The sequence below is a fragment of the Actinomadura sp. 9N407 genome (genome assembly GCF_044326315.1).
GTDB lineage: Bacteria > Actinomycetota > Actinomycetes > Streptosporangiales > Streptosporangiaceae > Spirillospora.
In genome coordinates this window covers 250,974-270,557 of record NZ_JBIRAW010000009.1, presented here as the reverse complement: position 1 = coordinate 270,557, position 19,584 = coordinate 250,974, and the positions used below count along the sequence as shown (strand labels likewise).

The 19,584-nt window shown below is 72.2% G+C and carries 19 protein-coding genes; 6 read left to right on the top strand and 13 right to left on the bottom strand.

Annotation, left to right across the window (positions count from 1 at the left end; all coding sequences use genetic code 11):
* Positions 1–19: 19 nt before the first annotated feature.
* The 8 genes from ACH34Q_RS17180 to ACH34Q_RS17145 form a co-directional block, all read right to left on the bottom strand.
* On the bottom strand, positions 20–418 hold the full coding sequence (locus tag ACH34Q_RS17180) for a YkvA family protein (protein WP_395983954.1): 399 nt from the start codon (positions 416–418) through the stop codon (positions 20–22).
* A 23-nt stretch (positions 419–441) separates the two neighbouring features.
* Positions 442–981, bottom strand: a complete 540-nt coding sequence (locus ACH34Q_RS17175) for a hypothetical protein (RefSeq protein ID WP_395983953.1) — start codon at positions 979–981, stop codon at positions 442–444.
* 10 nt (positions 982–991) lie between these two features.
* The gene (locus ACH34Q_RS17170) at positions 992–1,870 is read right to left on the bottom strand and encodes a helix-turn-helix domain-containing protein (RefSeq protein WP_395983952.1); all 879 of its coding nucleotides are present in this window, start codon (positions 1,868–1,870) and stop codon (positions 992–994) included.
* Between the two features lie 46 nt (positions 1,871–1,916).
* A complete protein-coding gene (locus ACH34Q_RS17165) occupies positions 1,917–2,666 on the bottom strand; it encodes a hypothetical protein (protein WP_395983951.1) in 750 nt (249 codons plus the stop codon).
* Between the two features lie 213 nt (positions 2,667–2,879).
* Positions 2,880–4,286 (bottom strand): aldehyde dehydrogenase family protein, encoded by a 1,407-nt coding sequence (locus ACH34Q_RS17160; protein WP_395983950.1) that lies wholly within the window; start codon positions 4,284–4,286, stop codon positions 2,880–2,882.
* 161 nt (positions 4,287–4,447) lie between these two features.
* On the bottom strand, positions 4,448–4,915 hold the full coding sequence (locus tag ACH34Q_RS17155; protein ID WP_395983949.1) for a hypothetical protein: 468 nt from the start codon (positions 4,913–4,915) through the stop codon (positions 4,448–4,450).
* Positions 4,916–4,918: 3 nt separating this feature from the next.
* On the bottom strand, positions 4,919–5,563 hold the full coding sequence (locus ACH34Q_RS17150; protein WP_395983948.1) for a hypothetical protein: 645 nt from the start codon (positions 5,561–5,563) through the stop codon (positions 4,919–4,921).
* A gap of 92 nt (positions 5,564–5,655) precedes the next feature.
* A complete protein-coding gene (locus ACH34Q_RS17145) occupies positions 5,656–7,689 on the bottom strand; it encodes a DUF6077 domain-containing protein (RefSeq protein ID WP_395983947.1) in 2,034 nt (677 codons plus the stop codon).
* 254 nt (positions 7,690–7,943) lie between these two features.
* On the opposite strand from ACH34Q_RS17145, the gene ACH34Q_RS17140 reads away from it, so the two are divergent.
* Positions 7,944–8,417, top strand: a complete 474-nt coding sequence (locus tag ACH34Q_RS17140) for a hypothetical protein (protein ID WP_395983946.1) — start codon at positions 7,944–7,946, stop codon at positions 8,415–8,417.
* Between the two features lie 49 nt (positions 8,418–8,466).
* On the opposite strand, the gene ACH34Q_RS17135 is transcribed toward ACH34Q_RS17140, so the two are convergent.
* The 5 genes from ACH34Q_RS17135 to aceA form a co-directional block, all read right to left on the bottom strand.
* On the bottom strand, positions 8,467–9,453 hold the full coding sequence (locus ACH34Q_RS17135; RefSeq protein WP_395983945.1) for an ATP-binding cassette domain-containing protein: 987 nt from the start codon (positions 9,451–9,453) through the stop codon (positions 8,467–8,469).
* A gap of 35 nt (positions 9,454–9,488) precedes the next feature.
* Complete coding sequence (locus tag ACH34Q_RS17130; RefSeq protein WP_395983944.1) at positions 9,489–10,304, bottom strand: ABC transporter permease; 816 nt, start codon at positions 10,302–10,304, stop codon at positions 9,489–9,491.
* On the bottom strand, positions 10,297–11,085 hold the full coding sequence (locus tag ACH34Q_RS17125) for an ABC transporter permease (protein ID WP_395983943.1): 789 nt from the start codon (positions 11,083–11,085) through the stop codon (positions 10,297–10,299). Before ACH34Q_RS17125 ends, ACH34Q_RS17130 begins: the two co-directional genes overlap by 8 nt.
* A gap of 102 nt (positions 11,086–11,187) precedes the next feature.
* Entirely contained in the window at positions 11,188–12,624 is a 1,437-nt protein-coding gene (locus tag ACH34Q_RS17120; RefSeq protein WP_395983942.1) for a M1 family metallopeptidase, read from the bottom strand.
* 453 nt (positions 12,625–13,077) lie between these two features.
* The gene (gene aceA / locus ACH34Q_RS17115) at positions 13,078–14,361 is read right to left on the bottom strand and encodes an isocitrate lyase (RefSeq protein WP_395983941.1); all 1,284 of its coding nucleotides are present in this window, start codon (positions 14,359–14,361) and stop codon (positions 13,078–13,080) included.
* Between the two features lie 149 nt (positions 14,362–14,510).
* On the opposite strand from aceA, the gene ACH34Q_RS17110 reads away from it, so the two are divergent.
* From ACH34Q_RS17110 to ACH34Q_RS17090, 5 genes are all read left to right on the top strand, one after another.
* A complete protein-coding gene (locus tag ACH34Q_RS17110) occupies positions 14,511–15,947 on the top strand; it encodes a helix-turn-helix domain-containing protein (RefSeq protein WP_395984002.1) in 1,437 nt (478 codons plus the stop codon).
* A gap of 140 nt (positions 15,948–16,087) precedes the next feature.
* On the top strand, positions 16,088–17,065 hold the full coding sequence (locus tag ACH34Q_RS17105) for a glucosyl-3-phosphoglycerate synthase (protein WP_395983940.1): 978 nt from the start codon (positions 16,088–16,090) through the stop codon (positions 17,063–17,065).
* A gap of 192 nt (positions 17,066–17,257) precedes the next feature.
* Positions 17,258–18,487 (top strand): acyl-CoA dehydrogenase family protein, encoded by a 1,230-nt coding sequence (locus tag ACH34Q_RS17100; protein WP_395983939.1) that lies wholly within the window; start codon positions 17,258–17,260, stop codon positions 18,485–18,487.
* 67 nt (positions 18,488–18,554) lie between these two features.
* Complete coding sequence (locus ACH34Q_RS17095; RefSeq protein WP_395983938.1) at positions 18,555–19,187, top strand: TetR family transcriptional regulator; 633 nt, start codon at positions 18,555–18,557, stop codon at positions 19,185–19,187.
* An 11-nt stretch (positions 19,188–19,198) separates the two neighbouring features.
* Entirely contained in the window at positions 19,199–19,570 is a 372-nt protein-coding gene (locus ACH34Q_RS17090; RefSeq protein WP_395983937.1) for a phosphomannose isomerase type II C-terminal cupin domain, read from the top strand.
* The last annotated feature ends 14 nt before the right edge of the window (positions 19,571–19,584 follow it).

Genomic DNA, 19,584 nt, shown 5'->3' with positions numbered 1-19,584 from the left:
CGCCGTCAGGGGCCCGGCGTCAGCGGACCTGGCGCGGCGCCTCGCGCGGGCCGCGCGGGCTCCGGCGGCGTCGGACGGCCTCTTGGCCCGCGGCGACCAGCAGCCAGGTGAGCGCGGTGGCGTCGTCCACGATCCCGACCGGCAGCAGGAAGTCGGGGATCAGGTCGATCGGCGACACGATGTAGACCACCGCCGCGACCATCGCGATGATCTTCCCCTTGCCGGTCCGGTACGGCTCGGTCCCCGTTCCCGCGGGACGGCGGCGCCGCATCCTGACCAGGCCCGCGATCAGCAGCAGCGCGCCGGCGCCCAGGACGGCGGCGCCGGCCACCGTGCCGTCGACGCCCGCGACCGAGCCGCCGGCGGTGAAGATCAGGAGCGCGCCCGCGACGAGGGCGGCCAGGCCGGCGGGGATCATCGGGTACCTCCGGACGTCGGGGCCTACATCCGGTATTGCCCGCCCTCCTCGCCCCATTCGCCGAACGGGGGATCGGTTCCGGCGTCCATGGCCGCGCCCGCGCGCTCGTCCAGCAGGACGAGGACCAGTCGGCCCACCTTCAGCCGGCGGGCGGCCTCGACGGTCGCGGCCAGGTCGGAGCCGGGGCCGGCGAAGACGAGGTCGGCGCTCCCGGCCCAGCCGGGGAAGTCGCCGAAGCGCGGTGCCCAGACGGCGGTGTGATGCCCGGAGACGATCCGGTAGCCGTACGCCCCGTCGCCGGCCGGCATCGGGTCGATGTGCAGCGAGCCGTGCCGGAAGGCCGCCACCGCGGGCTCGCGCATGCCCGTCTCCTGGGCGATGCGGAGCAGATCGGGGTGCGGGGCATCGTCCCGGACCAGCCAGGCGTGCACGTTCTCGGGCGGCTCGGAGCCGGGACCGCCGTCGATCCCCACCCGGGTGTGGCCGTACTCGACGAGCAGGCCCGCCGGAGCGAAACGGGACGACCGCGCCGCCCCGGCACCGAGCAGGATCAGGCGCGGCATACCCGGATCGTTACCCCGGATCGCCCTCGCGTCCACCCCCCGCGCCCGCGTACTCCCGGGGCGGCGACTCGGCGGACTGGGGCTGCAGGGTGGCCAGCAGCTCGGTCGGGGTGCAGCCGGCCAGCGCCCGCACCTCGCGATTGAGGTGGGCCTGGTCGAAGTAGCCGCAGCCGATCGCGATGCCGGCCAGGTCGGGCGGGCCCGCCGCCATCAGCTCCACCGCGCGCTCGAACCGCAGCACCCGGGCCATCACCTTGGGTGCCAGCCCGACCTGCTCCTTGAACCGCTGGGCCAGATGCCGGCGACTCCAGCCCACGTCACCGGCCAGATCGCCCACGGCGGCGCGGCCCTGGGTGGCCAGCAGCACCTGCCAGGCCCGGGTCACCTCGGGGGAGGGGGAGGGGCCGATCTCCAGCCGGTCCAGCAGGAAGCGGTCGAGCAGGCCGAAGCGGGCGGGCCAGCCCGGCGCGGCGTCCAGCCGGGCGGCCAGCTCGCCGGCCGCCCGGCCCAGCAGGTCGGGCAGCGCGGCGGCGATGTTGGTGAGATGGCCCATCGGGATGCCGAGCAGCGTGTACGCGCCGAGCGGGGTGAGGTCGAGCTGGACGCCGCGCTGGCCGCCCGGGCTGTGGTACGAGCCGTGCCCGTCGTGCATCCCGGCGACGAACGAGGAGTAGCGCTCCACCGGGGCGCCGGGCACCTCGAGATCGAGCGGCGATCCCAGATTGACGATCATGACGGCATGCCGGCCGGGCAGCGTGCGCATCCGGCTCGGGACCATGCCCTTCTCCCAGTAGCCGTTGTAGGCGGTCAGGAAGGGGCGCAGCGCGGGGTGGGGCGCGCTGTACGCCAGCCACCAGTCGCCCTGGTCCTCGAACCTGACCGGCCTCATGCCCTCCAGTCTGGCATCCGGCTCCGACAGGACCGCGCATCGCCGATCACTCGTACAGCTGGCCGCAGACCGCGATCCGGGCGAGATCGCCCCAGCTCATGCCGGTCATGGCGCGGACGTACGAGCGGGCAGGCGGCTGGCCGTCCGGCTTGGGCAGCGGCACCCGGGCGCCGTCGGCGGCGTCCCAGCCGCCGAGGCTGCCCGCCACCGCGCACTCCAGGTAGGTCGCCGGATCGAAGTTGTACCAGCGGCGGGGGGTCGCCCGGGCCCCGGAGCCGGGCGGGCGCGGGGCGTCCACGCCGAACCGCGCCTGCGGCCCGGGCGGATGGGTGAGGAAGTCCTCCAGGTCGGCCAGCTGGGACAGCACGACGCGCTCCCAGTCGGCGTGGCCGTGCGGCTCGTCGCCCGGCAGGGACAGGTCGCGGGTACTCCACGACGGGTCGTACGCGGCGGGCGGGACCGTCGCCGCGGCGGAGAACATCGCCGCCACGTCGTCGGGATGCAGCCGGTCGCGGTCGCGGAGCGGGCCGCTGACCTTCCACAGCGCGCGCAGGAACGCCGACAGTGACCACGAGGCCGCCCTGGCGTCCTGCCCGAGCTGCAGGAAGTGCAGGTAGAGGTCGCGGTTGGTGCGCACGGCGGGCCCGGACGGGCCGGTCACCCAGTAGATCTGCTTGTGCGGGACGCCGCTCTCCATCGTCAGCACCTGGGCCAGCGCCGAGATCCGGGTGTCGTGCGTGGCCATGTGGACCTGGTTGCCGTTGTCGTCCTGCCGCATGACGTCCCACGTCTGCATCCGGCGCCTCCACGATCAGGGGGTGTGGCGGTTGCGGCCCCGAGACAGAGCGTGTCCTATCACCGGGTCCGGCCACCAGTACCGACCGTGTCACTTTCCTGGCCTGAAGTAGTGACCGTCCGCACTATTCCGTACGGGCGGCGGGGCCCAGAGGATCATCCGGGTCCCGCCGCCCGCGAGCTCAGGGCCGCTCGGAGGCCGCCCGGGAGCCGCTCAGAGCCTGGAGCGGTGGATCACCTGGATCTCGGTGAAGCCGTACAGGCCCCAGGTGCCGTTCTCCACGCCCACGCCGCTCCACTTGAAGCCGCCGAACGGCTGGTTCGGGGCCAGCGCCAGGTGGGTGTTGACCCAGGCGGTGCCGCATTCGAGCCGGCCCGCGACCTCGGCGGCCCGGTCGGCGTCGGCGCCCCAGACCGAGCCGGACAGCCCGAAGTGGGTGCCGTTGGCGCGCTCGACGGCCTCGTCCAGGTCGCGGTACTTGATCACGGGCAGCGCCGGGCCGAACTGCTCCTCGTCCACGATCCGGCTGCCGTCGGCGACGTCGGCCAGGATCGTCGGCTCGAAGAAGTAGCCGGGACCGTCGATCGCCTTGCCGCCGGCGGCGGCGCGGGCGCCACCGGAGATGGCGTCGGCGACCAGCTCGCTGACCCGGTCGAACTGCGGCTTGTTGTTGACCGGGCCGTACTCGACGCCCTCGGTCATGCCGTCGCCGACCTTGACCGACCTGGCCTTGGCGGCCAGCGCGTCGACCACGTCGCCGTACAGGGCCTCCGGTACGTACACCCGCTTGATCGCCGAGCAGACCTGGCCGTTGTTCATGAACGCGGCGCCGAACAGCTTCTCGGCGACCACCGCCGGGTCGGCGTCGTCGAGCAGGATCGCCGGGTCGTTGCCGCCCAGCTCCAGCGTCACCCGCTTGAGGTCGGGCGCGGCGGCCGCGGCCACCCGCTTGCCGGTGGCCACGCTGCCGGTGAAGCTGATCTTGCGCGGGGCCGGGTGGGCGGTCATCCAGCCGCCGAGCTCGTCGCCGCCGGTGACGACGTTGAGCACGCCGGGCGGCAGCACCTCGCGCAGCACCTCGCCGAGCCGCAGGCTGGACAGCGGGGTGAACGGGGAGGGCTTGAGCACCATCGTGTTGCCGGCCAGCAGCGCCGGGGCCAGCTTCCAGATGGCCAGCAGCAGCGGGTAGTTCCACGGGGTGATCGCCGCGACCACGCCCATCGGGCGCCGGACGACCTCGACCAGCGCGTTGTCGTCGTCCTGGATCACCTCGCGGGGCAGTTCGAGGTCGGCGAAGTACTTCAGCCAGACGCCGGCGCCGACCACCTCCATGGTGCCGTCCTGCAGCGGCTTGCCCTGCTCCAGGGTGAGGACGCGGCCGATCTCCTCCGACTTGGCGAACAGCAGGTCGGCCGCCGCGTGCAGCGCCTTGCGCCGGGCCGCCTCGTCGGCGCGCCACTCGGGCAGCGCGGCCTGCGCGGCGGCCATCGCCGCGTCCAGCTGCTCGCGGGAGCAGTCGGGGGCCTGCTCGGCGACCTCGCCGGTGGCCGGGTTGATCACGCCGAAGGTGCGGGGGGCGGCCGCGGCCTGGCCGCCGATGGTCATCGTGTACTCGGACAAGATGGATCCTCCGAATTGTCGCGCCGGACCGAATGTCGTTCAGTATTCACCCCGGTGCCGCCGCGGACCAGTCCCCGCGCCGCCGCGAAAGCGCCGCCCGCCGGATGGCTTCCGGCGGGCGGCACTGGCTCCTTCGGATGGTCGGGTCAGACGGTCGGGGTTCAGATGGTCAAGGTGCGGTCGACGAAGTCGCGGTAGTCGCGCAGCGCCAGCCGCAGCCGCTCGGTGTCGGGGGACGCACCGTCGCCGCCGGTGTCCAGCCGGTCGGCGAGCGTGCGCTTGCGGGCGGCGAGCGCCTGGCCGACCGCGTTGACGACCTCGGAGGCCAGCTCGTCGGCCCGGCGGACGGCCTCCCGGGGGTCGTCGACGAAGCCGGACTGCACCTCGCGCCAGCGCTCGTTGAAGCCGTCGGCCACGGGTCCGTCCAGCAGCCGCTCGCGGTTCTCGGCATGGCCAGTGGTGTGGCCCTGCGCGTGTCCCTCGGTGTGGTCGTCGGTACGGTCCTGAGGCTCGGCCACCGGAGCGGGGAACGCCTCGGCGATCCCGCCCTCTCCGGTCGGGGACGCCGGGGGACCGGCGACCCTCAGGTCGGTGTCACCGGCGGGGGCCGGCGTGCTGTCGCGTTCCATCGGTCACCGCCCCGCCTCGGGCTCGCGGCCGTGGCGCGCGGGCGCACTGTGCGCGCCGGGCGCGTTGTGCGTGCCGTGTCCGCCGGGCGTGGCGGGCGTCCCGGAACGGTCCCCGTCGGGGACCATCAGCAGGTCCTCGAAGAGCGCGCGGTAATGCACCATGGCCTGGCGCAGTTCCTCGGTGCTCGCCTGCCGCCGGGTCGCGCGGTCGCTGATGTCGTGGCCGCGCCGGTAGTGGTCCAGGGTCCGGCCGTGCTCGACCGACAGGTGCGCGACCCGGTCGTCGAAGTCCCTGGTCGGGTAGCCGCGCTCGCCCATGACCACCGTCACCAGGCGGTCGGCCTGCTCGACGGCCGCCGCGGGCTGGTCGACGAACTGCTCCTGGACGTGCACCCACTGCTCGCGGTAGAGCTCCCGCTGGCGCGGGTCCAGGTCGCGCAGCTCCAGGTCGTGATGGCGCCGCTCGCGGGATTGCAGCTCCCGCTCGGCGGTGCCGCGGTCGCCGTGGCGTTCCACGGCGCGGTCGTATTCGGGGCCGAACCGCCGCCGGAGCTTGCGGGTGCGGGCCTGGGTCCACAGGACGTACCCGGCCACCGCCACCAGCGCGATGATCACTACGGCGACGACGACCATGAGGATGGTCGACATTGCTCCTCCCACCTGGGTCGGGTCGATGGACGGCCACCTGCCCGAACAAAGGGCATCAAAACGGGCGCCCCGGTTTCGGCTCCGCGCCGAGGTCAGGAGGCGGCGGGGAAGAGGCAGGTCAGGCGCCCGACCCGGGTCCGCTCGACGAATCCGGCCGCTTCGAGCAGCCGCGACGGCGCCGCGTCCGTACGCCGCGTACAGGCGATGGTGACCCCGGTCCGGCGCAGCGCGCGCCGTACCTCCGCCGCGCTCGGATCGGACGCCGCGCGAGGTTCCATGAGCGTCGTGAGGAGCATCCGGTCGTCGATGAACCGCCGCTGTACGGGGAGCAGCCGCAGGTAGTGGCTGTTGGGGTTCACCGCGTGGTGCGTCGTCGAGAAGAGCGGCACCTGCCGCATGTACCGCTGCGGCATCAGTGCGACGACCGGCCGTCCCGAAGCGCGGGCCTCGGCCGTACGGATGACCTTGCGGGCGGTGGCGAGGTCGTGCTTGTCGGTCTTCCAGGACGGGCGGTGCGCGATGGACGTCCCGTTCTGGCCGGACCACAGCGGCACGCCGGCCACCACCATGACCGCGCACAGCGCCACCGGAACGGCGACACGGACCGCGTTCACGGGCAAGCCCCTCAGGTGGGCCGTGGCCAGCAGGCCGACGAGCACCGGGGCCGGCACCAGCCACAGCGTCCGCCACATGACCTGCGCGGCGCCGGTGCCGTCCGCGATGGCGTCCAGGACCCCCGGCAGGAGCAGCAGGGTCGTGACCGCGGCCGTGCCGGCGGTGACGAGGGCGGGGATGCCCCGGCGGGCCAGCAGCGGCGCCAGCCACAGAGCGCAGCCGCCGGCGATGCCCATCACTCCGCTCATCAGCACCCACGAGAAGCTCGTCGGCGCGTCGGTGAACGGGCCGACGACGCTGGTGTCGTCGTGGAGGAGCAGCACCGCGATCCCGGCGGCCAGCGGGTAGAGCATCGCCGCGCACGCGGCCAGGCCGGTCCTGACCCGCCCGCTCACGATGAGCGCCCCGGCCACGGCGCCGGTGACCAGCGGAACGACCATCGTCGCCGACGACGACAGGCCGACGGCGGCGGTCCCGGCGGCGGCGACCAGCACGAGGGCGCCGCCCGTGCGCCGCTCCGCCCACCGGGTCAGGTGGACGTACAGCAGCGGGATCAGGGCAGAGACCATGATCGCCTTGCCCTGCCACATCCGCAGCAGATGGAACGAGCCCAGCGACGCCTGCCCGACTCCCGACCAGAGCAGGTAGACCACCGCGACGGCGAAGCAGGCGAGCGCCAGGCGCGGCGCCCACTCGCGGGCCAGCCGCCACAACGCCCACACGGCCAGGAACGTGACCGCCGGGAGCAGCACGTACCAGAGGAACGAGGCGGGGTGCATCCCGACGAGGCGGGCCAGCACGCCGGCGAGGACCTCGACAGAGGAGACCGGCGGCTCTCCGGCGATCGGCCCGGTCGTGCCGGTGGTGAAGATGACGTCGTGGAACGGGATCCGCCCGTCGGTGGCCGTCGCCACCGACCGGGACACGAAGTAGGCGTCGTCCCCGTCCGGGTTGACCAGGAACCACGAGGCCACGGCGAACCCGGCCGAGGTGACGAGCGCGACCGGCGATCCCCAGCGGTCACCGCGTCCCTCCCCTCTCGCCGGGGTCTCGCCGTCCGGTCCGTCCGCGCCCGGTCCGTCCGCGCCCGGTCCGTCCGGGCCCGGTCCGCCGGGGACCGTACGGCCGCGCAGCACCCCGTACGCGGTCGCGGCGACGCTCAGCACGCCGAGCGTCCAGGTGCACCACCACGGCACGCCGTTCTCGTGCAGCCCGGCCGCGACGCCCGCGCCCACTCCCGCGATGACGGCGACGGCCGCCACCTGCCACGGGATCCCGTTCCAGGACGGTACGGCCGGGTCGTCCCACAGGGCTCCACCACCGCCGGGCCTTTTGCGCCATGCGTACACGGCCGCCGCGGCGCCGGAGGCCGCCGCCCACATGGCGAGCAAGGCCCAGGACGGCGGCCGGATCAGCAGGCCGAGATGGTAGACCAGCGTCCAGATCGCGAACGCGACGACCACGGCGTCGGTGGCCCGGTCCAGCGCGCGGGCGAGCGGTGCCGGGGGCACGGCCGGTCCGCCGGGCGCGGTGCTCCTCGCCCGGCCCGGTTCCGCCTGGCCGTCCACTGCGATCAATCCTGCCCCCCGGCCCGGACCCCCAAGCAGGCCGATGCGATCATGATCGGCGGCCCTACCCTGAAGATCACGACTTAATGCAATAAGGCCTGAATTACTGCGCGGTACCGGAAGCACGTGCTGTGATGGGTGCCCTACGGCCGCCCGCGCGGCAGGGTGCGGGCCCGTCCGATGGGATGTGATGCCCGGTGCGCCATGCGTTCGGTTTCCTGCTCGGCCTCCTGCTGACCCCCGCGCTGGCCTACGGCGCGGCCTGGGGATACGTCCAGGCGGGCCAGTCCTTCGACGGGTCCGCCCAGGAGATCACCGACAGCACCCGGATGTACGGGGCGTTCGCGCTGCTGGCCGCCGTCGGCCTGGTGATGGGCGTGATCATAGTCGCCCGCTGGGCCTCCCCGCTGGTGTCGCTGGTCCCGGCGCTGGCGCTGCTCGGGCTGTCGGTCTACTTCCTCATCGACCCGTCCCGGGTCCTGGACCTGCCCGGCCAGGTGCCGCCGGCCGGCGATCTGGACTTCGGGCTGCGGATGCTGACGGGCTCGGGCGTGTTCGGGCTGATGGGCTTCGCGCTGCTGATGCCGACCTGGGCCCCGCGCCGCTGGAGCCCCGACCGCGACGACGACGAAGAGGCCTCGGAGGCCTACTACCAGTCCGTCCAGCGCTAGACGTGTCTCAATGTCCCGGCCCGCGAAGCCCTAGACCGCGTCCGGCGCGTCAGGGCGCCACCGGCCGGCCGGGACGCTCGTACGCATGGTCTCCGCGGTAGAGCCGCGCGACGACGTCCTCGATGTCGGTCTCCCGCAGCGCGATGTCGCGGATCTCGTACCGGCCCGCGAGCTCGGCCACGACCGCCGCCGCGTTGGCCTCCCGCGGCAGCCGCAGCGACTGGCGCGGCCCCTCGACGGCGATCACCTCTGTTCCCGGCACCGCGATCGGCGGCCCCGGCCGGGCCAGCTCCACCACCAGGACGCGGCCGCCGCCCACGGTCTCGCGCAGCCGGTCCAGGCCGCCGTCGTACGCCAGCCGGCCGTGATCGATGATCATGACCCGCCGGCAGAGCCGCTCGATGTCGCCCAGATCGTGCGTGGTGAGCAGGACCGTGGTGCCGCGCTCGGTGTTGATCCGCTCCAGGAACGCGCGGACCGTGGCCTTGCTGACCACGTCCAGGCCGATCGTGGGCTCGTCCAGCACCAGCAGCTCGGGATCGTGCAGCAGCGCCGCGGCCAGATCGCCGCGCATCCGCTGGCCCAGGCTGAGCTGGCGGACCGGGGTGTCCAGGAACGGGCCGAGCTCCAGCAGCGCGGTCAGCTCCGCCATCCGCTCCCGGTGCGCGGCCGCCTCCACCCGGTACAGCCGCCGGATCAGCGTCAGGCTGTCGCGCAGCGGGAGGTCCCACCACAGCGTGGTGCGCTGCCCGAACACCACGCCGATCCGCCGCGCCAGCGCCGTCCGCTGCCGGGACGGGTCCAGCCCGCACACCCGCACCCGTCCCGACGACGGGGTGAGGATCCCGGTCAGCATCTTGATCGTCGTGGACTTGCCCGCGCCGTTCGGGCCGAGATAGCCCACGAACTCGCCCCGCCCGACCGTGAACGACACCTCGTCCACGGCCCGCACCGTGGTGCGCGCCCGGCGCCGCCCGCGCCCGGCGGCACGCTTGCGCACGGTGAACGACTTGGACGCCTCCGCCACCTCGATCATGCCCCGCCCCTCTTCCCCGGCTTCCCGCCGATTCCTCAGCTTCCCGTCGACCGGTAGTGCCGCAGCCCGGTCCGCCAGGCCAGCGCCGCGAGCGCGCAGACCAGCACCGCCACCACCGGCGAGGCGAACCGCAGCGCCGCCGGCATCCCCGTCGGATCCGGCCGGTCCAGCACGTACAGCGCCGGCTGCCAGTTCACGAACGCCAGCGGCACCACGAACGTCACCCCGCGCACGAAGTCGCGGGCGAACACGCTCATCGGGTACTGGGTGAGGAACGCGCCGCCGTAGGTGACCGACTTGGTGGCGGCATGCCCCTCGATCAGCACGAAGTGCAGCGACGCGGTCAGCACCCACAGCCCCGCGAAGATCGCGATACCGCAGGCCACCATCAGCGGGACCATGGCGATCCGCCCGGCGTCCCAGGGCGCGTCCAGCCGCGGCAGCGCGACCGCCAGGACCGCCACCGCGGGGATCAGCTTGCCGAGCCGGCGCGGCGAGAAGTCCTCGGTCGCGACCTGGATCAGCGGGCTCACCGGCCGGACCAGCATGGAGTCCAGCGATCCCTCCCGGATGTGCACGTCCAGCCGCTCGGTCGTCCCGAACAGGACGTCGGCCACCGCGAACGACAGCACGCTCGTCCCGTACAGGAAGATCACCTCGGCCGCCGAGAACCCGCCGATCACCGGCGTGTGGGCGAACATCAGCACGATCGCCAGCAGGTCCAGCCCGCCGACCGCCGCGGTGCCCAGGCTCAGCAGCACCATCGAGACCGGGTACCGGGCCGCGGCGCGCGTCCAGGTCCAGGCCAGCAGCGCGTACATCCGGACGGTACGGTCCAGTGCCTCAGCCACCGTGGATCACCATCTTCCGGCGCGCCGCCACCGTCAGCCCCCGGCCCGCCGCCAGCAGCGCCACCGCCCAGCCCGCCTGGAACGCCAGCGCGCCCAGCAGCCCGGTCCCGGTGTGCTTGCCGAGGAACACGTCGGCGGGGACCTGGATCAGCGCCGCCCACGGCAGCGCCCGCGCCACCTCGCCCAGCCAGCCAGGGAAGACCACCAGCGGCAGGATCATGCCGGAGAAGAACAGCGACATCACCAGCGCGACCGAGTTCAGGCCGCGGTCGTCGTGCAGCCAGAACATGCCGAGCGCCACCAGGTAGCGGATCCCGAACCCGGTCAGGACCGCCAGCGCCACCGAGAGCGCGAACGCCGCCAGCGTGCCCGGTCCCGGAAGCGTCAGATCGAACACCAGCGCCCCCGCCACCAGCGGGGGAGCACCGCGCAACGCCAGCGCCGCCGTCCCGCGCGCGAGGTCGTCGGCCAGCCACCAGGCCTGCAGGTCCACCGGCCGGTGCAGGTCGATCGCCACGTCGCCGTTGCGGATCCGCTCGGTCAGCTCCATCCCGCCGAAGATCCGGACGGGCCCGATCAGTGCCTGGGTCAGGAAGCAGAACGTCACCGCGTCGGCGACGTCGTAGCCGCCCAGCGACGGACGCTCGTTCCACAGCGCGACCAGGATGTAGGCGCGCATGAACCCGAAGACGGTGTTGGTGAGGGCCTCGGCGACCGCGCTCAGCGGATAGGCGGTGTGACGGCGGAACGCGTACCACGCCACCCACGGAAAGACGCCCACTTGCCATGAGCATACGGAAACGCGCGCAGGGGCACCATGCCATGACGGCGAGGTGGCCGGACCCGGCGAGATCCGCCGGCCCGGCCACCCGCGATGTCCCCGCTACCAGCTGGTGGGCTTGGACGGTGTGTAGAGCCAGACCTTGAAGAAGGCGTCGAGGTCCTGGCCGGAGACCCTCTCCGCCAGCGAGATGAACTCCTCGGTCGTGGCGGTGCCGTACCTGTTCTGGTGGACCCAGGTCCGGGCCAGCCGCAGGAACCGCTCGTCCCCGATCTTCTGCCGGAGCGCCTGCAGCGTCAGGCCTCCGCGGGAGTACACCGCGCCGTGGAACATCTGGTCACGGGTGGGGTCGGCCACCACCAGCTCCCAGAACGGCGGCCGGTCCGGCGGGACGGCCGGCGGGTTGTCGTAGGTCAGCTGGAACGACTCCTGCGCGGTCGCGCCGCCGTGCCGCTCGGTCCAGTACCACTCGATCCAGCGCGCCCAGCCCTCGTTCAGCCAGATGTCCTTCCACCGGTGCGTGGAGACGCTGTTGCCGAACCACTGGTGCCCGATCTCGTGGACGACCACGCCCTCGGCCCGGGGCCGGTGGTAGATCGGCCGGCTCTGGGTCTCCAGCGCGTACCCGGTGTTGAGCGGCGGCACGCCGTTGTTCTCGACGATGGAGCCCGTGGTGGTGAACGGGTAGCGCCCGAAGTAGTCGGCCAGCTCGTCGGTGGCGCGGGTGGTGTGGCGCGGCGTCGCCACGGCGTCCGGGTGGGCCGCCACATCCGGGTCGACCGCGTCCAGTTGCGGGATGCCCTTGCCGGTCGTGGTGGTGCTGACGTCGAACCTGCCGATGGAGTTGGTGGCCAGGTACGGGGCCATCGGGCGGTCCTCGCGCCACACGAACGTGGCGGTGCCGCCCCTGCTCCACTGCCCCACCAGGTGCCCGTTGGCGATGGCCTTGAGGTTCTCCGGCACGGTCGTCCTGATCGTGAACAGCGCCTTGTCCTGGGGATGGTCGTTGGCCGGGAACCACGTCGAGGCGCCGTTGGGCTCCGAGGACACCGACGCGCCGTCGGGCGTGGGGACCCACCCGTACGGGAGGCCGAAGACGATGGGCCCGCGCAGGGTCTCCGGTACGCCGTCGTACCGGACGGTCACGGTGAAGTGGCGGTTCTTGCGCAGGCCCTTGGGAGGCGTGATGACCAGTTCCCGCTCTCCTGTACGCGTGTAGCGGGCGGGCTTGCCGTCCACGCGTACCGACCGCACGTTCATTTTGTAGAGGTCGAGGTTGAAGCGCGACAGGTTCTGAGTGGCCCGCGCGCTGATGACGGCGGTGCCCGTGAGCACGTCGGTGGCCGGGTCGTAGGCGGTGTCGAGCCCGTAGTGCCCGACGTCGTAACCGCCGTTGCCGAGTTCGGGGAAGTAGGAGTCGCCGAGCCCCGCCGCGCCCGGGGTGAAGCGTGTGTCGGCCAGTGCCGCGGGGGCGAGCGCGGTCATGCCGATCGCGGCCAGCGCGAGCGAGACCAGGTAGGGCGAGCGCCGCAAAGCCATCGTTCGGGTCCTCTCCGTCGAGTACTCCGTCGATAGATCAAGTGGTACGCCCGACCCTGACGCCGGTCAGAGGATCTGTCGATGCCGCTGCCCGGTTGCGGCCAGCGAGGAAAACCTGGACGCCGTTCGCGCGTCGCGGGTCCGCGCGGGGTCCGGGAACGCCAGAAGGCCCCTTCTCCGGGTGTAGGGACGGAGAAGGGGCCTTCTGCTTGCCGATCGGGGCTGGATCGGCGATTTCCTCAGTGAGCCTCGCGTACCGAGGAGGGGACCCGGGAGACCGAAAGCTGTCTCAAAGTGGCCTCAGCCACCACGCGAGCGCGTTACCTGCTTGGTGAGGCGATGCCGGAGGCGAGCCTCACCAAGCAGATCGCGAAGCGATGTCGCGCTCGCACAGGCACGGTCACGGTGCGAGCCGCCAGGCGAGCACCGTGGGCCGGGACTTTGAAACAAGGCCTAGTGGAACTGGGCCTCTTCGGTGCTGCCCGAGAGCGCGGTGGTGGAGGAGTCCGGCGCGATGGCCGTGCTCACCTGGTCGAAGTAGCTCGTACCGGCCTCGCGCTGGTGCTTGACCGCCGAGAAGCCGCGCTCGACCGCCGCGAACTCGCGCTCCTGCAGGTCGACGTAGGCGGTCATGCCCTCGCGGGCGTAACCGTGGGCCAGGTCGAACATGCCGTAGTTGAGCGAGTGGAAGCCGGCCAGCGTGATGAACTGGAACTTGAAGCCCATGTGGCCGAGCTCGCGCTGGAACTTGGCGATCGTGGCGTCGTCCAGGTGCTTCTTCCAGTTGAACGACGGCGAGCAGTTGTAGGCCAGCATCTGGTCGGGGTACTCGGCCTTGACCGCCTCGGCGAACTTGCGCGCGACCTCCAGGTCGGGCGTGCCGGTCTCCATCCAGATGAGCTCGGAGTGCGGCGCGTAGGCCTTGGCGCGGGCGATGCAGGGCTCGATGCCGTTGCGGGTGCGGTAGAAGCCCTCGGCGGTGCGCTCGCCGGTCAGGAACTCCTGGTCGCGCTCGTCCACGTCCGCCGTGATCAGGGTCGCGGCCTCGGCGTCGGTCCGCGCGATGATCAGGGACGGGACGCCGGCGATGTCGGCGGCGAGCCGGGCGGTGTTGAGCGTCTTGACGTGCTGCGAGGTCGGGATGAGGACCTTGCCGCCCAGGTGGCCGCACTTCTTCTCGGAGGCCAGCTGGTCCTCCCAGTGCACGCCCGCCGCACCGGCGGCGATCATGCCCTTCATCAGCTCGAAGGCGTTGAGCACGCCGCCGAAGCCGGCCTCGGCGTCGGCCACGATCGGGGCCATGTAGTGGGTGTCGCCCGAGCCCTCGGACCACTGGACCTGGTCGGCGCGCAGCAGCGCGTTGTTGATCCGCCGCACCACGGCCGGGACCGAGTTGGCCGGGTAGATGCTCTGGTCGGGGTAGGTCTGGCCGGCCAGGTTGGCGTCGGCGGCGACCTGCCAGCCGGACAGGTAGATGGCCTTGAGGCCGGCCTTGACCTGCTGGACGGCCTGCATGCCGGTGAGCGCGCCGAGGGAGTGGACGTAGTCCAGCTCGTGCAGCAGCTTCCACAGGCGCTCGGCGCCGAGCCGGGCGAGGGTGTGCTCCTCCTGGACCGAGCCGCGCAGCCGGATGACGTCCTCGGCGGTGTAGCTCCGCTCGATGCCGTTCCACCGGTCGTCGGTGTCCCACTGCCGCTGCAGCTCATCGGCTGCGCCCTTGAGGCGACTGTCGCTCATGATGTGCCCCTTCCATGTCGTCCCCTGGGTGCTTGTGATGACTATGCCCCGGGCGCAACCCCTAAATGAACTCGTGAGTAACAGAAGATTCGCAATAATTCCGCTAACATGAACCCGTGACGACCTTGCGCCCAGAAGAACCCCTCAACTTGACGAGCGGAGTCGACCTCGACACCTTCGGGCAGCGGCTCCGGCATCTGCGCCGCGGCCGCGGCCTGACGCTGTCCGAGCTCGGCGAGCGCGTCGGCCGCGCCCCGTCCCAGCTGTCCCTGCTGGAGAACGGGCGGCGCGAGCCCAAGCTGTCGCTGCTGCAGTCGCTGGCCGCCGCGCTGGAGGTACCGATCGAGGAGCTGCTGCGCCGGCAGCCCCCCAGCCGCCGCGCGCAGCTGGAGATCGCCCTGGAGGAGGCGCAGCGCGACCCCCTCTACCGCTCGCTCGGGGTGTCCCACATCAAGGCGAGCAAGCGGATGCCCAACGAGGTGATCGAGCACATCCTGGCGCTGTACGGGGAGCTGCGGCGCAGCCGTACCAAGCCCACCGCCAGCCCCGAGGAGGCCCGCAAGGCCAACGCGGAGCTGCGCCGCCAGATGCACGAGCGGGGCAACCACTTCCCCGAGATCGAGCAGGTGGCCACCACGACCCTGGAGGCCGTCGGCTACCGCGGCGGCGCCGTCTCCCAGGGCACGCTGATGACGCTGGTCAACCACTTCGGCTTCGGGCTGCAGTACGTCCAGGACCTGCCGCGCTCGGTCCGGTCCATCACCGATCTGCGCAACCGCCGGATCTACCTGGAGCGCGAGCAGCTGGGCATGCACACGCCCCGCACGATCCTGCTCCAGACGCTCGGGCACATCGCGCTCGACCACGACGTGCCCAAGGACTTCGCCGACTTCCTGCGCCAGCGGGTGGAGGCCAACTACTTCGGTGCCGCGATGATGATGCCCGAGCGGGCCGTGGTCCCGTTCCTGCAGGAGGCCAAGGCCGCACGCGAGCTGTCGGTGGAGGACCTGGCCGACGTCTTCTCGGTGTCGTACGAGATGGCCGCGCACCGCTTCACCAACGTGGCCTCCCACCACCTGGGCCTGCAGCTGCACTTCACCAAGAACGACGAGAACGGCACGATCTACAAGGCCTACGCCAACGACGGCCTGATCTTCCCGCAGGACGAGGCCGGGGCCATCGAGGGCCAGCGGATGTGCCGGGAGTGGGCGGGACGGCACGTGTTCCAGACCGCCGACCGGTTCTCGGTCTACTACCAGTACACCGACACGCCGACCGGCACGTACTGGTGCCTGTCGCACATCGACCCCAGCCACGAGCGCGACTTCGCCATCACGCTGGGCGTCCGGTTCGAGGACTCGCGCTGGTTCCGCGGCCGCGAGACCACCAACCGGGTCAAGTCGGCCTGCCCGGACGGGGACTGCTGCCAGCGCCCGCCGGTGGAGCTGGCCGAGCGGTGGGAGGGCATGGCGTGGCCGTCCGCGCGGGCGCACTCGCACGTGCTGTCGGTGCTGCCGCCGGGGGCCTTCCCCGGGGTGGACGACGCCGACGTTTACGCTTTCCTGGACAAGCATGCCGCTGGATGACCGGCGTGTTGTCGGGACGTTACGTTCTCGGGTCGGCTGATCCGGGCCCGCTCCAACGGTGAATCATCTGGGCTGACATGGCGTTTCCTAGCTAGAGGACCTTTTTGTCCCCCAGACGGTCCCGACGGAAGGGAGATCGCGTGCTGCCTGAGGTCGCGTCGTGGCTGCGCCGCCGGACGAGTGAGACGGCGGACTGGCCCCTCGACACGCTGCTGGCCGCGAAGGGCGATACCCGGGTCAGCGTGGTGCTGCCCGCCCGAGACGAGGAGGAGACGGTCGGCGCCATCGTCGGCGCCATCCGCGCCGAACTGGTGGAGCAGGCCCCGCTGGTGGACGAGATCGTGGTGATCGACTCGCGCTCCACCGACCGTACGGCCGAGGTGGCCGCGGCGGCCGGTGCCGAGGTGGTCGCCCAGGACGCCGTGCTGCCCGGGACCGGCCGGATGTCGGGCAAGGGGGAGGCGCTGTGGAAATCGCTGGCCGTCACCGGCGGGGACCTGATCGTCTTCGTGGACGCCGATCTGCGCGCGTTCTCCACCGCCTACGTCACCGGCCTGCTCGGCCCGCTGCTGACCGATCCGTCGGTCGGGTACGTCAAGGGCTGCTACGACCGGCCCCTCGTCACCGGTGAGAGCAAGGACGAGAACGGCGGCGGCCGGGTCACCGAGCTGGTCGCCCGGCCGCTGATCAACCTGCACTGGCCCCTGCTGGCGGGGGTGATGCAGCCATTGGGCGGCGAGTACGCCGGGCGCCGCGCGCTGCTGGAGCGGCTGCCGTTCATCACCGGCTACGGCGTGGAGCTGGGGCTGCTGCTGGACGTCTTCCAGGACGCGGGCCTGGACGCCATCGCCCAGGTCGACCTCGGCCGCCGGGTGCACTCGCACCAGAGCACCGAGGCGCTGGGCGCGATGTCGTCCCAGATCATGCTGGCCGCCTGGTCGCGGCTGCAGCGGCACGGCCGGATGCTGCCGCTGGAGACCCCGTCCACGGCGCTCACCCAGTTCCGCCGGGTCGCGGGCGGCCATGACGTGCGGGTCAGCGACGTCGGCGTCGGCGAGCGCCCGCCGATGACCGAGGTCCCCGGCTACGCCTCGGTGCGCCGGCCGATGCTGTCCTGACGGCCGCCGTACCGCCTTCGCCACCCCGTCTGACCTGGCCTCCTGGCCTCCGCTTGGCGTCCCCATCGGATCCCGCCCACGCAATGTTGGCGCACCGTTGCCCCGTGTGACTCCCGCCACCGCGTTCACCCTTGGAACGGTCTCAGGTGCTACCGTTGGTAACAGCTCATATTGGAGAGAGGGTCAATAACGATGACGAGCACCGAGGCCGCACCGTTCTCGATCGAACCGGGCGAGGACGTGCGCCAGGTCAGGGACTGGGTGCACGAGTTCGCGCGGGACGTGATCCGTCCCGCCGCCGAGGAGTGGGACGAGCGCGAGGAGACCCCCTGGCCGCTGATCCAGGAGGCCTCCAAGGTCGGCCTCTACTCGCTGGACTTCTTCGCCACCCAGTGGCTGGAGCCCTCCGGGCTCGGCATCCCGGTGGCGTTCGAGGAGCTGTTCTGGGGCGACGCCGGCATCGCGCTGTCGATCGTGGGCACCGGCCTGGCCGCCGCCTCCGTCGCGGCGGTGGGCACGCCCGAGCAGACCGCCGAGTGGGTCCCGCAGATGTTCGGTACGGCCGATGACGTCAAGCTCGGCGCGTTCTGCGCCTCCGAGCCCGACGCGGGCAGCGACGTGGGCTCGATCCGGACCCGCGCGGTCTACGACGAGGCCAAGGGCGAGTGGGTCATCGACGGCACCAAGACCTGGGCCACCAACGGCGGCATCGCCGACGTCCATGTCGTGGTCGCCTCGGTGCATCCCGAGCTCGGCAGCCGCGGCCAGGCCAGCTTCATCGTCCCGCCCGGCACGCCCGGCCTCAAGCAGGGCCAGAAGTTCAAGAAGCACGGCATCCGCGCCTCGCACACCGCCGAGGTCGTGCTGGACGGCGTCCGGGTGCCCGCCGAGATGATCATCGGCGGCAAGGACCGGTTCGACGAGCGCATCGCCCGGGTCCGCGAGGGCAAGAGCGCCAAGGGCCAGGCCGCGATGAAGACGTTCGAGACCACCCGCCCGTCGGTGGGCGCCATGGCCCTCGGCGTCGCCCGCGCCGGCTACGACTACGCCCTCCAGTACGCCCAGGAGCGCGAGCAGTTCGGCAAGAAGATCGGCGACTTCCAGGCCATCGCGTTCAAGCTGGCCGACATGAAGTGCCAGATCGACGCCGCCCGGCTGATGGTGTGGCGGGCCGCGTGGATGGCCCGTACCGGCAAGGACTTCACCAGCGCCGAGGGCTCGATGGCCAAGCTGATGGCCAGCGAGGCCGCCGTCCGCGTCACCGACGAGGCCATCCAGATCCTCGGCGGCAACGGCTACACCCGCGAGTACCCGGTGGAGCGGATGCACCGCGACGCCAAGATCTTCACCATCTTCGAGGGGACGAGCGAGATCCAGCGCCTGGTCATCGGCCGTACGATCACCGGCCTCCCGGTCCGCTGAGGCGGCGACCGATCATGAGTGGTGCCCGTTCACAGGCCGCGGGCCCCCGTAGCGTACGGTTCTCCCAATGACGGCGACGGGTGCGGCGAGGGCGGGGTCACGCCGTGACCCCGACCGCAGGCGTGCCCTGCTCGAGGCGGCCGACCGGGTGATCCAGCGGGAGGGCCCGGAGGCGTCGATGGCGGCCATCGCGGCGGAGGCCCGGATCAGCAAGCCGATCCTGTACCGCCACTTCGGCGACAAGAGCGGGCTCTACCAGGCGCTGGCCGAACGGCACACGCGGCGGCTGGTGGAGGGGATCAGGGCCGAGTTCTCCGGCGCCGGATCCGCGCGGGCCCGCGTCCGGGCGACCATCGACACCTACCTGGCCCTGATCTCGGCCGACCTCAACCTGTACCGGTTCCTGATGCACCGGGCCAGTGCCGAGGACGCGGCCACCCACAGCGTGATGAGCACGATGAGCCGCGGGGTGAGCCGGGAGCTGGCCGAGGTGATGATCGCCGAGAACGAGCGGGCCGACCGCACCCGCGCCTTCGTCTGGGGGCACGCGGTGGTCGGCATGGTGCAGTCCGCGGGCGACTGGTGGCTCGACCACGCCGGGGAGGTTCCCCGCGAGGCCGTGGTCGACGCGCTGGCGGACCTCATCCTGGCCGGGCTGCCCGCCGCCTCCCCCGATCCCGTCGAGGTGTTCCGCGAATGACGATTCCCGAGGTGACAGTGCAGACCGACCTGAGGCCCGAACCCTCCGTCGAGACCGAGCGGCGGCCCTGGGGCACCTTCGAGCGCTTCACGCTGAACGAGCCCTCCACGGTGAAGCTGATCCACGTGGAGCCCGGCCAGCGGCTGAGCCTGCAGCGCCACCGCGACCGCGACGAGCTGTGGGTGGCGCTCGATCCCGGCGCGGTGTTCGAGGTGGCCGGCCGGCGGATCGAGCCCGAGGTGGGGGAGCGGGTGCTGATCCGCGCCGGCGACACGCACCGGCTGAGCTCCGCGGGCCCCGCCGTGCGGGTGATGGAGATCGCCTTCGGGAACTTCGACGAGGACGACATCGAGCGGCTCGAGGACTCCTACGGCCGCGCCTGACCGCACGCCTTGCC

Excerpts from the sequence above, each read along its gene's own strand:
- ACH34Q_RS17180 (WP_395983954.1), bottom strand. The coding sequence starts at position 418 with ATGATCCCCGCCGGCCTGGCCGCCCTCGTCGCGGGCGCGCTCCTGATC.
- ACH34Q_RS17175 (WP_395983953.1), bottom strand. The coding sequence starts at position 981 with ATGCCGCGCCTGATCCTGCTCGGTGCCGGGGCGGCGCGGTCGTCCCGT.
- ACH34Q_RS17170 (WP_395983952.1), bottom strand. The coding sequence starts at position 1,870 with ATGAGGCCGGTCAGGTTCGAGGACCAGGGCGACTGGTGGCTGGCGTAC.
- ACH34Q_RS17165 (WP_395983951.1), bottom strand. The coding sequence starts at position 2,666 with ATGCAGACGTGGGACGTCATGCGGCAGGACGACAACGGCAACCAGGTC.
- ACH34Q_RS17155 (WP_395983949.1), bottom strand. The coding sequence starts at position 4,915 with ATGGAACGCGACAGCACGCCGGCCCCCGCCGGTGACACCGACCTGAGG.
- ACH34Q_RS17150 (WP_395983948.1), bottom strand. The coding sequence starts at position 5,563 with ATGTCGACCATCCTCATGGTCGTCGTCGCCGTAGTGATCATCGCGCTG.
- ACH34Q_RS17135 (WP_395983945.1), bottom strand. The coding sequence starts at position 9,453 with ATGATCGAGGTGGCGGAGGCGTCCAAGTCGTTCACCGTGCGCAAGCGT.
- ACH34Q_RS17120 (WP_395983942.1), bottom strand. The coding sequence starts at position 12,624 with ATGGCTTTGCGGCGCTCGCCCTACCTGGTCTCGCTCGCGCTGGCCGCG.
- aceA (WP_395983941.1), bottom strand. The coding sequence starts at position 14,361 with ATGAGCGACAGTCGCCTCAAGGGCGCAGCCGATGAGCTGCAGCGGCAG.
- ACH34Q_RS17100 (WP_395983939.1), top strand. The coding sequence starts at position 17,258 with ATGACGAGCACCGAGGCCGCACCGTTCTCGATCGAACCGGGCGAGGAC.
- ACH34Q_RS17095 (WP_395983938.1), top strand. The coding sequence starts at position 18,555 with ATGACGGCGACGGGTGCGGCGAGGGCGGGGTCACGCCGTGACCCCGAC.